This is a genomic window from Mesorhizobium sp. YC-39, assembly GCF_025753795.1.
GTDB lineage: Bacteria > Pseudomonadota > Alphaproteobacteria > Rhizobiales > Rhizobiaceae > Mesorhizobium.
On the sequence record NZ_JAOWPS010000002.1, the window covers coordinates 866,514 to 880,121 of the forward strand.

At 61.9% G+C, this 13,608-nt stretch carries 12 protein-coding genes and 1 tRNA gene; 7 read left to right on the forward strand and 6 right to left on the reverse strand.

The window, feature by feature from the left end; genetic code table 11:
• Positions 1-23: 23 nt before the first annotated feature.
• The 4 genes from OHD62_RS13640 (at position 24) to OHD62_RS13655 (ending at position 3,789) form a co-directional block, all read left to right on the forward strand.
• Positions 24-941, forward strand: coding sequence for a site-specific tyrosine recombinase XerD (locus OHD62_RS13640; protein WP_263783295.1), 918 nt, complete (start codon positions 24-26; stop codon positions 939-941).
• Between the two features lie 99 nt (positions 942-1,040).
• Complete coding sequence (locus OHD62_RS13645; RefSeq protein ID WP_107650696.1) at positions 1,041-1,991, forward strand: acetyl-CoA carboxylase carboxyltransferase subunit alpha; 951 nt, start codon at positions 1,041-1,043, stop codon at positions 1,989-1,991.
• A 219-nt stretch (positions 1,992-2,210) separates the two neighbouring features.
• On the forward strand, positions 2,211-3,539 hold the full coding sequence (locus tag OHD62_RS13650; RefSeq protein WP_263783296.1) for a L,D-transpeptidase family protein: 1,329 nt from the start codon (positions 2,211-2,213) through the stop codon (positions 3,537-3,539).
• Between the two features lie 10 nt (positions 3,540-3,549).
• Positions 3,550-3,789 carry a sulfurtransferase TusA family protein gene (locus OHD62_RS13655; protein ID WP_263783297.1) on the forward strand — a complete coding sequence of 80 codons (240 nt, stop codon included), beginning with the start codon at positions 3,550-3,552 and terminating at the stop codon, positions 3,787-3,789.
• A 62-nt stretch (positions 3,790-3,851) separates the two neighbouring features.
• On the opposite strand, the gene OHD62_RS13660 is transcribed toward OHD62_RS13655, so the two are convergent.
• Together OHD62_RS13660 and OHD62_RS13665 are read right to left on the reverse strand one after the other, a co-directional pair.
• Entirely contained in the window at positions 3,852-4,976 is a 1,125-nt protein-coding gene (locus OHD62_RS13660) for a CobW family GTP-binding protein (protein ID WP_263783298.1), read from the reverse strand.
• 4 nt (positions 4,977-4,980) lie between these two features.
• Positions 4,981-6,153 carry a D-alanyl-D-alanine carboxypeptidase family protein gene (locus tag OHD62_RS13665; RefSeq protein WP_263783299.1) on the reverse strand — a complete coding sequence of 391 codons (1,173 nt, stop codon included), beginning with the start codon at positions 6,151-6,153 and terminating at the stop codon, positions 4,981-4,983.
• A gap of 233 nt (positions 6,154-6,386) precedes the next feature.
• Between OHD62_RS13665 and OHD62_RS13670 the strand changes: the two genes are divergently transcribed.
• Positions 6,387-7,550 (forward strand): M20 aminoacylase family protein, encoded by a 1,164-nt coding sequence (locus tag OHD62_RS13670; RefSeq protein ID WP_263783300.1) that lies wholly within the window; start codon positions 6,387-6,389, stop codon positions 7,548-7,550.
• Positions 7,551-7,661: 111 nt separating this feature from the next.
• On the opposite strand, the gene OHD62_RS13675 is transcribed toward OHD62_RS13670, so the two are convergent.
• On the reverse strand, positions 7,662-8,636 hold the full coding sequence (locus OHD62_RS13675; RefSeq protein ID WP_263783301.1) for a dienelactone hydrolase family protein: 975 nt from the start codon (positions 8,634-8,636) through the stop codon (positions 7,662-7,664).
• 204 nt (positions 8,637-8,840) lie between these two features.
• Between OHD62_RS13675 and OHD62_RS13680 the strand changes: the two genes are divergently transcribed.
• A tRNA-Arg gene (locus OHD62_RS13680) sits at positions 8,841-8,917 on the forward strand.
• Positions 8,918-9,399: 482 nt separating this feature from the next.
• Positions 9,400-10,485 carry an ABC transporter ATP-binding protein gene (locus OHD62_RS13685; protein WP_263783302.1) on the forward strand — a complete coding sequence of 362 codons (1,086 nt, stop codon included), beginning with the start codon at positions 9,400-9,402 and terminating at the stop codon, positions 10,483-10,485.
• 52 nt (positions 10,486-10,537) lie between these two features.
• Here the strand turns inward: OHD62_RS13685 and OHD62_RS13690 are convergent, their stop codons facing one another.
• The 3 genes from OHD62_RS13690 to OHD62_RS13700 are packed head-to-tail and all read right to left on the reverse strand — an operon-like array spanning position 10,538 to position 13,596.
• Positions 10,538-11,380 (reverse strand): carbohydrate ABC transporter permease, encoded by an 843-nt coding sequence (locus OHD62_RS13690; RefSeq protein WP_263783304.1) that lies wholly within the window; start codon positions 11,378-11,380, stop codon positions 10,538-10,540.
• Positions 11,377-12,261, reverse strand: coding sequence for a carbohydrate ABC transporter permease (locus OHD62_RS13695; RefSeq protein ID WP_263783306.1), 885 nt, complete (start codon positions 12,259-12,261; stop codon positions 11,377-11,379). The genes OHD62_RS13690 and OHD62_RS13695 overlap by 4 nt, the downstream gene beginning before the upstream one ends.
• A 60-nt stretch (positions 12,262-12,321) precedes the next feature.
• The gene (locus OHD62_RS13700; protein WP_263783308.1) at positions 12,322-13,596 is read right to left on the reverse strand and encodes an extracellular solute-binding protein; all 1,275 of its coding nucleotides are present in this window, start codon (positions 13,594-13,596) and stop codon (positions 12,322-12,324) included.
• Between the last annotated feature and the right edge of the window lie 12 nt (positions 13,597-13,608).

The following is a 13,608-nucleotide window of genomic DNA, read 5'->3' on the forward strand; positions in this document are numbered from 1 at the left end:
AAGAACAAAACTGACCAAGAGCAATGAACAGCGCGGCCCGCATCGAAGCCTTTCTGGAAATGATGAGCGCCGAGCGGGGCGCGGCCGAAAACACGCTTTCTTCCTACCGCCGCGACCTCGAAGACGCATCGGCCGGGATCGGCGGCGGGCTGGCGGCCGCCGGAGCCGCCGATATCCGAGCCTATCTCGATGACATCGCCGCGCGTGGCTTTGCCGCCACCTCGCAGGCGCGCAAACTGTCGGCAATCCGCCAGTTCTTCAAGTTCCTCTATGCCGAGGGTCTGCGCGGCGACGACCCGACGGGAACGCTGGACAGCCCGAAGAAGGGCCGGCCACTGCCCAAGACGATGAGCGAGGCCGATACCGGCCGGCTGATCGACCGGGCGGCTGAGGAGGCAAGGGATGCCTCGCCCGGCGATGGCGACGGCCTGGCGGCGCTGCGCCTGCATGCGCTGGTCGAGGTGCTCTATGCCACGGGCCTGCGCGTTTCCGAACTGGTCGGCCTGCCGGTGACGGTGGCGCTACGCGACGACCGCTTCTTCATGGTTCGCGGCAAGGGCGATAAGGAACGTATGGTGCCGCTATCGGCCAAGGCGCGCAGCGCGATGCGGGCCTGGCTCGCCGCCCGGGCAACGGTGCCGGCTTTTGCCGACAGTCCGTTCCTGTTTCCGGCGGCAAGCGACAGCGGCTATCTCTCCAGGCAGGTCTTTGCCCGCGACCTGAAAGGCCTCGCGGCCAGGGCCGGCATCGCTGCGGCGAAAATATCGCCGCATGTGCTGCGCCATGCTTTCGCCAGCCATCTCTTGCAGAATGGCGCCGATCTCCGGGCCGTGCAGCAGTTGCTCGGCCATGCCGATATTTCAACGACGCAGATTTACACGCATGTGCTGGAGGAGCGCTTGGTACGGCTGGTCAACGACCATCATCCGCTTGCCGACTAGGCGCCATATCGCTATGTGAGGACGACGTTTCGCCGCTCGGAGCCTTGATCTCAAGGGTTCCGTCAGTCATTGCCTTCCGGTCTATCGGTCCGCTCAAGAATGTATAATTACCTCGATTTCGAAAAGCCGGTCCAGGATCTCGAAGGCAAGATCCTCGAGCTGAAGAAGCTTGCCGAGAATGGCGAGGCGGTCGATGTCGGCGATGAGATCAGCCGGCTCGAGAAGCGTTCGCGCGACGCGCTGCGCGACGCCTACAAGGCCCTGACCCCGTGGCAGAAGGTGCAGGTGGCGCGCCATCCGGACAGGCCGCATTGCGTCGACTACATCAAGGCTCTGTTCAGCGATTTCACGCCGCTGGCCGGCGACCGCAATTTCGGCGAGGACCAGGCGATCGTCGGCGGCTTCGCCCGTTTTCGCGGCGAACCGGTGGCAATCATCGGCCAGGAAAAGGGCTCGGACACCACGAGCCGGCTGAAGCATAATTTCGGCTCGGTGCGGCCGGAGGGCTATCGCAAGGCGGTGCGATTGATGGAGCTCGCCGACCGCTTCAAGATTCCGCTGCTTACGCTGGTCGACACGGCAGGCGCCTATCCTGGCGTCGGTGCCGAGGAGCGCGGCCAGGCGGAGGCCATTGCCCGCTCGACCTCGGCCTGCCTTGGCCTGAAGGTGCCGTCGATCTCGGTGGTCATTGGCGAAGGCGGCTCGGGCGGCGCCATTGCGATTGCCACCGCAAACCGCGTCTACATGCTCGAACACGCCATCTATTCGGTGATCTCGCCGGAAGGTGCGGCCTCGATCCTGTGGCGCGACACCACCCGCTCGAAGGATGCGGCGACCAACATGAAGATCACCGCCCAGGATCTTCTGGAGCTGAAGATCATCGACGCCATCATTCCCGAACCGCTCGGCGGCGCCCATCGTGCCCCGGAAACGGTGATTGCCTCGACCGGCGACCTCATCGCCAGGACGATGAAGGAGTTTTCCGGCGCCAACACCGATTTTCGCGAGCAGCGCCGCGAGAAATACCTGTCGATGGGCCGCAACCTTTAGTCTGAGCTGATTTCAGTGCCGCAATGTGGCGAGATTGGGCGCTTTCGCCACAAAATTGCCTTTGCATTCGGTTCAATCAGATTGCCGTGGGGGAATGGGTCCAGCGCTTGCGGTAAGGAATTTTCAAGGTTAACGGGCTTAGGGTCCGTCAATGTTCAGCGTGCGGACCTTGCAGCGCCCATGCCTGCGGTCCGAAAAGATGAAGACATAGCGACATCCATGTTTGCCAAGTTTGCCCGCACCGGACTTCTGATCGCCGCCCTAGGCGTTGCTGGCTGCAATGATTCCTCGATGAAGGATTTTGCCCCTTCGGCCAACAAGCCGTTGCCGGACAAGATACTGGCCGACATGCGGGCCAAGGGCATGGCGCGCACCTCGCCTGTGTTGGCCCGCATCTTCAAGGAAGAAGGCAAGCTCGAGATCTGGAAGGCCAAGACCAACGGCCGCTACGACATGGTCGCCAGCTACGACATCTGCAAATGGTCGGGCAAGCTCGGGCCGAAATACACTGAAGGCGACCGCCAGGCGCCGGAGGGCTTCTACACGGTCCGCCCGGCACAGATGAATCCGAGGTCGAGCTACCACCTTTCCTTCAACATCGGCTATCCCAACGCCTATGACCGCGCCAATGGCCGCACCGGATCCAATCTGATGGTCCACGGCGCCTGCTCGTCGTCGGGCTGTTATTCGATGACTGATGCGCAGATCGAGCAGATCTATGCCTTCGGTCGGGACGCCTTCCAGGGCGGCCAGACCGAGTTCCAGATCCAGGCTTTTCCGTTCCGCATGACCGCCGCCAACATGGCGCGCTATCGCAAGGATCCGAACTACGACTTCTGGAAGATGTTGAAGGTAGGCTACGACAATTTCGAGATCACCAAGGTGCCGCCGAAGGTCGATGTCTGCGAGAAGCGTTATGTCTTCAACCAGGTGGCGGCCGATGGCGCGACCTTCAATCCGACCGGCGCCTGTCCCGCGACCACTCAGCCGGATTCGTTGAAAACCGCCTACAGCGCCTACCAGAGCACCTATGACGCGGCCTTCAACGGCGCGGTCAAGGCCTCAGTGCCGGCGCCCAAACCGACGATTGCCGGCATCAAGGAAGCCAGCATCGTTTCCGACTGGTCGAAGCGGCGCGCCCGTGGCGAGCGCGTGCCGCTCGAGCCGCCGTCGCTCAACGCAGACGGCTCGGTAACCGAGACGGCGCGCATGGGGCGCATCGATTCGCCGGCCGGTCGCAAGATGGCCGCGATCGACGCCGAGAAAGCCGCCAAGCAGAAGGCCGAGCAACAGAGGCTTGCCGCCATAGAAGCGGCGAAGGCCGAGAAAGAAGCGGCCAGGGCTCAGGCACAGGCCGAAAAGGAAACGGCCAAGATCAATTCTCTGGCTGAAGAGGAGGAGGCCAGGGCCGCCGCCGAAGCGCCCGTCGCCACCGCAACTATTGCGCCGCCAACCGAGGCCACACCGGCTGAAACGCAGGCGGCGAGTGCCGATGAAAGCAGGGTAACAAAGCTGAAGAACAAGCTGCTCGGCATGTTCGGCGGCTGAGAGTCTCGCCTTGGCCAAGCGCGCTTCTGTCTATGACCTCAAGGGGCTGAACTGTCCCCTGCCCGTGCTCAAGGCAAAAAAGCGGTTGGCGACCATGGCGCCAGGCAGCCGGCTCTGGCTCGAGACCACCGACCCGCTCGCCGTCATCGACATCCCGGCCTTCTGCTCGGACGCCGGTCATCAATTGGTCGAAACGGCAGCGGTTTCCGGCGGCCATCGCTTTCTGGTCGAGCGCGGCGAAGCCACCTGAGATCCGCGATCTCACCGATTCTGCCAGTTCAGCGCTTGCGTATTATAGATAGGCGAAAAAGCCTACCGCCCGGCAATCGCCAGCGGGTTGTCTTCCAGCGCCGCACGGTCCGGAGTGTCGATCGAGGGCTTGTTGGTGAAGGCCGCGAAGAGCCGGCGAACGTAGTCTTCCGGCATGTCGAGCGTGATCAGCACCAGCCTTGTGCCGCGTTTGCCCTCCGGCCAGGACGGCAGCCGCGCCGGCGGATGCAGGATCTTCTGCACGCCATGCACCACCAGCGGCCGCGACGGGTCTTCCCTGAGTTCGATGACGCCCTTCATGCGCAGCAGGCGCTCGCCATGCGCCGAGCGCAGCAGGTCGAGGAACATCTCGATCGCCGAAAACGGCACCGGCCCGTCATGGACGAGCGAATAGGAACGCACGCGGGAATCGTGCCGGTGCTCATGCTCGCCATGATGGTGGTCATCATGATGGTGGTCGCCATGATAGTGGTCGCCATGATCATGATCGTGGTGCGCCTCTTCACCCAGCCAGCGCTGCACATCGGCGGACTTGGTGGCCGGATTGTAGAGGCCGCAATCAAACAGCGCCGCCACACCAGTGCTTCTGTCGCCGGCATCGAGCACGTCCGCACCCGAATTGATCTGCCGCAGCCGGGCTTTCACGCCCTCGACCTCGCGCGGATCGGCGGCCAGGTCGGCCTTGGTCAGCACGATGCGGTCGGCGACGGCCACCTGCTTGACCGCCTCGACATGATTGTCGAGCGTCGCATTGCCGTTGACCGCGTCGACCAGCGTGATGACGCCATCGAGCCGGAAGGCCTGGACCAGTGCCGGATGCGCCATGATCGACTGCAGCACCGGCGCCGGATCGGCGAGACCGGTGGTTTCGATGACGACACGGGCAAGCCGAGCGATGCGGCCGGTCTGCAGCCGGTCGACGAGATCGGCCAGCGTGTCGACCAATTCGCCGCGCACCGTGCAGCAAAGGCAGCCGTCGGAAAGCTGGATGATGCCGTCGGAGGCCTGCTCGACCAAGAGATGGTCGATCGCCACCTCGCCGAATTCGTTGATGATGACCGCCGTGTCGGCGAGCGCTGGATCCCTGAGCAGCCGGTTGAGCAGCGTCGTCTTGCCGGCGCCGAGAAAACCGGTCAGCACCGAGACGGGGATAGGAAAGCCAGCCATTGGCCTAGTTCAAGACCTTGGCCGCCTGGTCGCCCTGGGCAGCGGTGGCTGAGCCGACCACCGTCGGCTCGGCGCCGGGCGGCGGCGGCAAATCGGGCCGCCAGGTCGGCAGCGGCACATCGGCATATTCCTGGCCGGATTCATCGAGCATGGCCTTTGGCTTCGGCCCGGTGGCGCCGCCAAGGCCGACGGCGACCAGCGTCGGCACATGGTCGAGCTTTTCCTGGTAGGGCGACTTCGGCACTTCCTTGTCGCCGACAGGCGGCGCGGCCTCCGACTGTTCCTCGGCCGGTTTCTTCTTGCAGAGCTCGTCGCGCAGGTCATTGACCGATGTCGTGTCGCCATAGGCAGGCAGGGCCGCGATCGTGACCCAGTTCGGCTGAGGCGTCGCGAAACCTTGGTCGAGCAATCTCGCCGCCGTCTCGGCACGGCTGATGGCCGACTGTTCGCCGAGCACCACGGCGACCAGCGTGCGGCCATTGCGCGTTGCCGAGCCGATCATGTTGAAGCCTGAGGAGCAGACGAAACCCGTCTTCATGCCGTCGGCACCCGGATAGCGGCCGATCAGGAGGTTGTAGTTCGCAATCGCCTTCTTGCCGATGGCCAAGCCCTCGATCGAGAACCAGGGGACATATTGCGGAAAGTCCTTGCGGATCGCCATCACCAGCAGGGCAAGGTCGCGCGCCGTCGTATACTGGTCCGGCGAATAGAGCCCGTTGGGATTGACGAAATGCGACCCGGTCATGCCGAGCCGGCGCGCCTCGGCGTTCATGCGTTCGGCGAAAGCGGCTTGCGAACCGCCAACATTCTCGCCGACGGCCATGGCGATGTCGTTGGCCGATTTGACCAGCATCATCTTGAGCGCATTGTCGAGCCGCATGACCGAACCCGGCTTGAAGCCCATCTTGCTCGGCGGTTCGCCGGCGGAATGCTTCGTCACCTTGATCGGCGAATCGAGCTGGACCTCGCCGGCCGCAATCGCGCGGAACGTCACATAGGCGGTCATCAGCTTGGTCAGCGAGGCTGGATACCAGCGCTTGAAAGCATCCTGATGCTGGAGGATCTTGCCGCTCTTCAGATCGAACACGATTGTCGGATTGGCCAGAGCCGGTCCGGCCAGCGCCGCAAGCGCCACGGCGCCTGCCAGCAAAAATCTAGGGAAATGCCTGTACCGCATGGTGTAATCCGAAATCGCCTCTTGCCGTAGTCGCCCCTGGCTCCGTAAGATTTCGCTACGTGATCGCCAGCACAGTGGTCCGATCCCTCAATCCGGACCATAATGTTGCGGTGCTATTTACCCTATGTGACGTCAAGATGGCAAAGCGCCTGAATGACAATTGTAAACGAACAGGCATAATTGCAAAACAGCAGGCGCAACCCGTCTGCTCCAACAGCCGAAATGGAACCGTCATGCCAATCCTGAACCGCGCCGCCGAAATGCAGGACGAGGTCGCCGGCTGGCGCCGCCATTTGCACCAGACGCCAGAGCTGAATTTCGATGTCTTCAAGACCGCCGCCTTCGTCACCGACAAGCTGAAGGCCTTCGGCTGCGACGAAGTGGTGACCGGGCTCGGCAAGACCGGCGTCGTCGGCATCATCCGCGGCCGCCAGGGCGATGGCGCGACAATCGGGTTGCGCGCCGACATGGATGCGTTGCCGATCAACGAGATCACCGGCAAGCCCTACGCCTCGACCAACCCGGGCAAGATGCATGCCTGCGGCCATGACGGCCACACCGCGATGCTGCTGGGCGCCGCCAAATATCTTGCCGAAACCCGCAACTTCGCCGGTTCCGTCGCGGTGATCTTCCAACCCGCCGAAGAAGGCGGCGGCGGCGGCAATGAGATGGTCAAGGACGGCATGATGGACCGCTTCGACATCTCCAGGGTATTCGGCATGCACAACATGCCTGGCCTGCCGGTTGGACAGTTCGCCATCAGGCCAGGCCCGATCATGGCGGCAACCGCCGAATTCACCATCACCGTCAAGGGCCGCGGCGGCCATGCGGCGATGCCGCACGGCACGATCGATCCGATCGTCATCACCAGCCAGTTGGTCGGCGCGCTGCAGACAATCGCCTCGCGCAGCACCGATCCGGTCGAGGCGGTCGTGGTGTCGGTGACGAAATTCCATGCCGGCGACGCCTATAACGTCATTCCCGAGAGCGCCGAGATCGCCGGCACCGTGCGCACGCTAAAGAAGGAAATCGCCAAGAAGTCCGAGGAGCGCATCCGCACCATCTGCGAAGGGATGGCCACGGCCTTCGGCGCGACAATCGAGGTCGATTACAACGCCAATTATCCCGTCACCTTCAACCATGCCGAAGAGACCGTCTTCGCCAGTGATATCGCCGCGAATGTCGCCGGCGACGCTCAGGTGCACCGCGCCATCCAGCCGGTAATGGGCGGCGAAGATTTCTCCTATATGCTGGAGGCCCGGCCGGGCGCCTTTATTTTCATCGGCAATGGCGATACCGCCGGTCTCCACCACCCGGCTTACGACTTCAACGACGAAGTCATCCCGCACGGCATGAGCTATTGGGTGAAGCTCGCGGAAACGGCGCTGGCGGCGTAATTGTCGGCCTCAGCAACGGCCACAAAGCTAGCGTTCCCGGCCTGGGTACGGCTGCAATGCTGAGGCTATTGGATTGCCGGCTAAGATGATGTCCCGCCAGTCTCGTTGCGCTCACTTTCCCGCAAAGACCTCTGCCAAGAATGCCTTCACCGCCGCCTGCGCCGCGGTTGCGGCCGCGTCATTGTACTGTGCGCTCGGACCGTGTTCGACGCAGGCATCGGAATAGCTGAAGGGGCGGCCGGTTGCGGCATTGAGGAGTTTCCCATCCTCTTCCTTGCGCATGCAATTTCGCGAGGTCTGGACGTCGGAATCAATCCAAAGTGCAGGGTTTTTCGGGCTGTCGAAATTATGCCGCGCGCCCTTGTACTCTGTCATTGCTGCATCATTGCCGGCCGCGGCGAGGCGATCGATGTAGGAGCGACAAGGCGCGGCGGGCGTCCAGTCGTCATCGGCGCCGTGGAATTCCCGGATCGGGACGTCGGCAACCTGCAATTCGTCGACGAGCTGGAAATTGCATGCGGGGTAGAAGGGCAGATGCGCCACGATGCGCGCCTTGGTCGGTCCGAATGACTTCTGGAATCGTGTCATTGCCGAGTACAGCGCCGCATTGCCACCGCGTGAAAAACCCATCAGGGCGATGTGCGATGCATCGACCCGCGGATGAGCGGCGAGCGCATCGACGGCTCTGTAGGCATCGTAGATTTGCGTGAACTGGCCGAAAACAGATTGATTGGTCGAAGCCTGGGTGAGATCTCGCGCCGTGTAGCTATCAAGGCTCAGCGTTGCGATGCCCATGCCGTTGAGAAACCGCTCCCAACCCCATACCGCGCCGCTGCTCGGTCCATCCGTGCCATGCAGCAAGACGACGACCGACAGCTTGTCCCCACCTTCTGGACCAGTACCTTCCGGGCCGCTGAGATTGCCGGTGAGTGTCACCGGTGTTCCCGCCATCGTGTTGCCGCTCAGGAAGTCTTCGTCGGCAAGCGTGCGGGATTTGACTTCCAGCTTTTCGTCCAATGCGAATGCGGACGAAACGCAAAATAGCGCCATGCCGAGAGGGATGAACAGAATGCCTAGTCTCATCATGGACATCGGTCTCCCAGAAGCAGATCGATCGCCGGCAATGCGTGCGCCAGTTTGCTTGGGCCAGGCGCAAGCGCAATTTACCCAGCTTGCCTGTGGATGTGCAAGGACATCCACTATCGCCAGGCGCCGCGTGAGTAGAACACTGATTGAGCTGCGCCTGCCTCTTGGCGAACTTCCCCGAAGCGGTTATGTGTCGGGTCGCGTGGTCCCGTAGCTCAGTAGGATAGAGCGGCAGATTCCTAATCTGTAGGTCACAGGTTCGATTCCTGTCGGGATCACCATAGTTTTCAAGGGATTAGCGAAATTATCGCCGTACTTTTTTGCGAAATTTTTGCGGAATAAGTACGGCGAATTTCCAAGACCTTCAAACTTTTGGCACGCAAACCTGAGGAAGATCCGGCGCGAAGCGGAGCGCTAAGATGCCCGATTGAAAGTGGTCATCGGGTGTTCCCAATCACGCTCGCCTGTTTCTCGACGCACAGGCAATCCGATGACCTTTCTGCAAAGCCCCGGCCCTGCAACCTGCCTTCCATGGCAGCTGTCGCGTTGATCGCCCTTCCGTTTTCGTTGACCGCCTCGAGCTAGCGCAATGGGAGCAATATTCATGAATGACTGAATTGGGGGCGACTGCATATGCTCGGCTTTTGGCAAGGTAGCTTGGAAAGCAGCTGTTCCGGGGACCAGGGATGAGGGCGCCGCAGCCCCCAGTTCCTTGACATCGGGTATTTATCCGAAATTATGCAGGAAAAGAAGGATCGCAAGCATGACGGGAATCGCGCTGTCGGGCGTATCAAAGCACTTTGGCGCAGTCGAGGTGATCCGCGACGTGAGCCTGGACATTGAGCCAGGAGAGCTGGTCGTGTTTCTCGGTCCGTCCGGTTCTGGCAAGACGACGCTGCTCCGAATGATCGCCGGCCTCGAAAGCATTGACGAGGGCACGCTGACGATCGACGGGGTGCGCTCGGAGAACCTTGCGCCTGGCAGGCGCAACGTTGCGATGGTCTTCCAGAACTATGCGCTTTACCCACATATGACAGTCGCGGAAAACATGGCTTTTGGGCTAAGGAACATTCGGGTCGCGCCGGATGTTATACGCCAACGGATCGCTGAGGCCGCGCGTATCCTGGAGATCGAAGCGCTGCTCCACCGGCGGCCGTCGCAGCTCTCCGGCGGGCAGCGCCAGCGCGTGGCCATCGGGCGTGCGATTGTCAAGGAGCCCAAGGCATTCCTGTTCGACGAGCCACTCTCCAATCTGGACGCGGCGCTTCGAGCCCGTACACGCGTCGAGCTTGCCGAACTGCATCAGCGTTTGAAGTCGACGATGATCTACGTCACTCACGACCAGGTGGAAGCGATGACGCTCGCCGACCGTATTGTGATCCTCAACAATTGCCGGATAGAGCAGATGGGAAGACCCGTCGATGTCTATGCACGTCCGGCGTCGCGGTTCGTCGCGACCTTCGTCGGGTCTCCGGCGATGAACATTCTGCCTGTAACGGTTTCGGGCTCAGGCGACAGGCTCAATGCGCGCTTGACTGATGGATCGCTCGTCGGACTTCCTGGTGCGCCGGTCAACATGGATTGGCGCGAACTCGGAGTGCGGTCGGAATCGCTGACTGTCGTCTCCGAGGGCAATGAAACATCCGCCACGGCCACCGTTGTCGAGCGCCTTGGCGAGCGAACGCTCGTCTATGCGCGACTTGCGGATGGGACGCAGGTTACAGCACAAGATCGCGGGCTTTCGAGCGTCAAACCGGGCGACGCCGTTCGGCTGAAGTTCGACACCACCGCCCTGCATCTCTTCGCCGCGGACGGATCGGCCTGGCACGCGCGCGCTGACGGGGCCTGAACCCGCCCGAGCGGGTCGCGCCCTCCGGCATTGCGGTGCGCTTGCGGGCGCTCTAGCCCTTGATACCGGCCGAGAGCGTTATCGCTTCGGTTACTCGGCGCTGGAAGAAGAGGTAGGCCAGTGCCACGGGAAGGCCGGCCAGTACGGCTGCCGACAGCTGGCGCGCGTAGTAGACACCGAACGCGTCGTTGACCTGCGTGATGCCGACGGTGATCGTCATCATCTCGGTGCGGGTCACCGAGAGGAACGGCCACAAAAACGCGTTCCACGTCCAGATGAAGCAGACGATCGACAGCGCCGTCGTCACCCCCCAGTTCATCGGCATGTAGACCTTGAAGAGGATCCCGAATTCAGACGCATTGTCCATGACCGCGGCCTCGCGGAAGTCCTTCGGGACCTGATCGAAGAACTGCTTGTACACGATGATGATGACGGGGTGGATAAGCTGCGGCAACATGATTCCGGCCCAGCTGTTGAGCAGGCCAAGGTTGGCGACCAGTACGAAATGATTGATGATCAGCGCTGAAATCGGCACCATGAAGGAGGCGAGGATCAGCCACCACAGCGCGATCCGCCCCGGGAACCGCAACTGCGAGATCGCGTAGCCGCACAGCATCGAGATGAAGATGGTGATGACCGTTACGCCGACCGCGACCGCCACCGAATTGATGTACCAGGTGCCGATCTGTGTGGTGGTCAGGGCAGCAATATAGTTCTCCAGCGTCGGTGTCTCGGGCCAGAGTTCGATGTAAGGCCGGACGACCTCGTCGTCCGGTTTGAGCGATGAGATCACACCCCAATAGAGCGGGAACGCCCATAGGATCGCCCAGACGAGCGTCAATGCCGTGATTATCCCGCCCCAAAAATTCCAGCGCTGCGCGGCCATGGCGTTCATCGGCGCCGCCTTTCGGCGAACCGGAGCAATTGGAATTGCAGGACCGAGACGACGACCACGAGCACGAAGAGGGTGACGGCGACAGCCGCCGCCCTGCCTCCCTGGTTCTGCTGGAAGGCCTTCTGGAAGACGTAGTAGACGAGCACCATATTGTCGTTCGGCCGGCCGCCGATCGAGAACAGATAGACCTGATCGAAGATCTTGAGCTGCAGGATGAGCTGGATGGTTAGTACCAGCGAGGTGATCGGCCATAGCAGTGGCCAGGTGATACGCCGGAACGTGGTCCATCGCGTCGAGTTGTCGAGCGCCGCGGCTTCGTAGATCTCCGCTGATATGGACCGCAGTCCGGCGAGGAAGAGTAGGATCGAGAAACCCGCGGTCCACCAGATCGTCACCCCGGCCACCGCCGGCAAGAACCAGACGCGCGACTTGAATACCGGGACGCGCGAGATTCCCAGCCAGTCCAGCACATGCATCGCGATCCCGAACTGGAAATTCAGCGTCCAATCCCAGATCAGATAAACTACGGACACCGGCAGGATATAGGGCAGGAAGAACAGCGCCAGCACGATCGCCTGGAACCGTCCCTTGAGGCGCGATACGCCAAGCGCGATCAACAGGGCGATGAGCGTCCCGGGGACAACCGTCATCAGCACGAAGTAAGCGGTGTTCCAGACCGCGCGCCGGAACATCGGGTCGTTGTCGAGCCGCAGGTAGTTGTCGAGACCAACCCACCGACCCGCGCCGATCAGCGGCGCATCGGTGAAGGAGATGCGAAACATCTGGACCGTCGGATAGACGAACGCCAGCAAGTAGATCGCCAGGAAGGGGGCGACCAGCACCAGCGCGACGAGACGTTCAGTGCGGGAGTTGCGAAGCATGGCTCGTCCTAAGATATGGCTGGGACCGCCCTAGGCAGAACAAGTCCCAGCCTTTGAGCCTTACATGCTGTTCAGCTCTTCCTTGATGGATTTCACCGCCTCGCCCGGGTCCATCTCTCCGTTGAGGGTCGGCACGAAATAATTGGACATGATGTCGAAGATCGGCCCGGCGACACCGGCCTTGGGCGACCTCGGATCGAAGATCATGTTGGCCGTCAGCGTCGAGTAGGTCGCGTTGGGCTCCATTGCCTTGTATTCTGCCGTCTCAGTGACCGGCTTGTATGCAGGGATGTGGCCCGCCGTAGCCCAGAACAGCGAGTGCTTGTCCATCCATGAGATCACCTCAAGAACGGCCGCACGCTTTTCCGCGCTGATCTCCTTGCCCTTGTTCTTCGGGATTGCGAACGAGTGGCTGTCCGCATAGGTGCATGGCTTGTCGAAGATCACCGGGATCTCGACGGCGCCCCAGTCGAACAGCTTGCCTTGCTTGGCGAGGTCGGTCATCGTGGGAACTTCCCAGACGCCGTTGATCATCATTGCGGCCTTGCCCGAGGTGAAGAGGGCGACGGTTGCGGGATAGTCCGTATAGGTCGACTGCAGCCCTGCCTTCGTCCACCCTTGCAGAACCGCCAGCGCCTTCGCCAGCTTTTCTGCATTGTCGCCGGCGAGGAACTCGTTGCCCGTCAGAAGCTCGCCGCCTTGCTGGCACACAAGCGAATAAATGGTGCGGTACATGAAGTTGCCGTCGGCGGTGACGCTGCCCAACGGGAACTCGACCCCGGCGTCCTTCAACTTCTGCAGTGTCGCGGTGAAGTCCTCCTTGTTGCCCATGCCCACTGGACGGCCGTCGCCGCCGAGCACGCCTGCCTTCTTCAGGAGGTCGCGATTGTAGTACAGGACGATTGGATGGGTATCGAGCGGCACCGCGTATTGCTTGCCGTCGACGGTCACGGCGTTCATGGTCGTCTGGGCGAAATCCGAGGCCGAGAGGCCCATCTTGCTCATGTCGTCGGCGGTGATTTCTTCGAGAATGTCCTGGCTCACCGCCAAGGGGATGCGGCTGGCATGATAGGTCATGACGTCTGCCGCCTCACCGACGGCGGCCGAGGTCTGCACCTTCGCGTAGAAGGGCGTGCCCCACTCCAGCGTCGTGGCGTCGATCTTGATCTTGCCGGCGTGGGCGGCGTTGAAATCGGTGATCATCTGCTTCATGCGCACACCGTCACCGCCGCCGAGGAAATCCCACCATATGACGGTTTCTTCGGCCTGGGCCGCGACGGCCCAGAATCCTCCGGCCGCAACCACCGCTATGGCCATCATCCTGCGAAAGTTCATCTCAGCTTCCTC

Coding starts and splice junctions, on each gene's coding strand:
- OHD62_RS13640 (WP_263783295.1), top strand. CDS start 24: ATGAACAGCGCGGCCCGCATCGAAGCCTTTCTGGAAATGATGAGCGCC.
- OHD62_RS13645 (WP_107650696.1), top strand. CDS start 1,041: ATGTATAATTACCTCGATTTCGAAAAGCCGGTCCAGGATCTCGAAGGC.
- OHD62_RS13650 (WP_263783296.1), top strand. CDS start 2,211: ATGTTTGCCAAGTTTGCCCGCACCGGACTTCTGATCGCCGCCCTAGGC.
- OHD62_RS13660 (WP_263783298.1), bottom strand. CDS start 4,976: ATGGCTGGCTTTCCTATCCCCGTCTCGGTGCTGACCGGTTTTCTCGGC.
- OHD62_RS13665 (WP_263783299.1), bottom strand. CDS start 6,153: ATGCGGTACAGGCATTTCCCTAGATTTTTGCTGGCAGGCGCCGTGGCG.
- OHD62_RS13670 (WP_263783300.1), top strand. CDS start 6,387: ATGCCAATCCTGAACCGCGCCGCCGAAATGCAGGACGAGGTCGCCGGC.
- OHD62_RS13675 (WP_263783301.1), bottom strand. CDS start 8,636: ATGATGAGACTAGGCATTCTGTTCATCCCTCTCGGCATGGCGCTATTT.
- OHD62_RS13685 (WP_263783302.1), top strand. CDS start 9,400: ATGACGGGAATCGCGCTGTCGGGCGTATCAAAGCACTTTGGCGCAGTC.
- OHD62_RS13690 (WP_263783304.1), bottom strand. CDS start 11,380: ATGAACGCCATGGCCGCGCAGCGCTGGAATTTTTGGGGCGGGATAATC.
- OHD62_RS13695 (WP_263783306.1), bottom strand. CDS start 12,261: ATGCTTCGCAACTCCCGCACTGAACGTCTCGTCGCGCTGGTGCTGGTC.
- OHD62_RS13700 (WP_263783308.1), bottom strand. CDS start 13,596: ATGAACTTTCGCAGGATGATGGCCATAGCGGTGGTTGCGGCCGGAGGA.